General features: G+C 58.2%; 1 protein-coding gene. It reads right to left on the bottom strand.

Features of this window, described 5'->3' with window-relative positions; genetic code table 11:
* Nucleotides 1-770 (bottom strand): two-partner secretion domain-containing protein (locus AACQ38_RS23750; protein ID WP_165579246.1); only part of this gene is annotated, 770 nt, incomplete at both ends.

Raw genomic sequence — 770 nt, forward strand, 5'->3', positions numbered from 1 at the left:
CCCGCTTGACCGGCGGTGAGTTGAATCTGACCGGCTGCGGTCTGGCTGTCGCTCAGGTCAATCCGCTGACTGTGGATAGCCAGCGTATCGGCGGCCAGATTTTTGCCCTTAGCCTGAACGTGCTGCGCCGTCAGAGTCAATGAGCCGGGGCGGGTGGTGTTGCCGTTATCATCCAGTCCCGCGGCCCATACGCTGTCATGGCTGCTGTGTATCGTGCCCGCAGTAACGGTGGTATCGCCGCGGGCTTCCACCCGGCCCTGATTATTGAGCGCACCTTTAGCCTGTAAATTCACCGCCGATTGTGACAGCAATTTGCCGGTGTTAGTGACATCGGCAGACGAGGTTAATTGCAACGTATCCCGGCTGCTGAGGGTGCCGCGGTTCTCTATCCGGCCCTCGGCGGTGATATGGAACTCCCCGGCAGACGCGCCGATATTACCGGCATTGTGCACGCCCACCCCCGTTTCGGTGCCTATCAGCCTGATTTTATGGGCATACATGCCGCCCAGCGCCGCCACATCCAACGCAAACGCCGGGTGCTTTTCATCGTCAACCGATTTTTTCTTCATCTGCTGATGCGCCGCATCCACAATATTGCGCCCGGTGGTCACTTTCAGGTCTTGCGTATGTAATTTGGCGTTAATCGCCACGGAACGGGCGATAATATCGGTGTAACTTTGCTGTGTGCTGTCCATGCCGTGCCCGTCAATCCGCACTTCCCCCTGATTGACATCAAACCCTTTCAGCCGGCCTCGCTCCATCAGGGCTTG

Origin of the sequence: Photorhabdus sp. RW14-46 (assembly GCF_963887965.1) — a bacterium.
Lineage (GTDB): Bacteria > Pseudomonadota > Gammaproteobacteria > Enterobacterales > Enterobacteriaceae > Photorhabdus > Photorhabdus laumondii.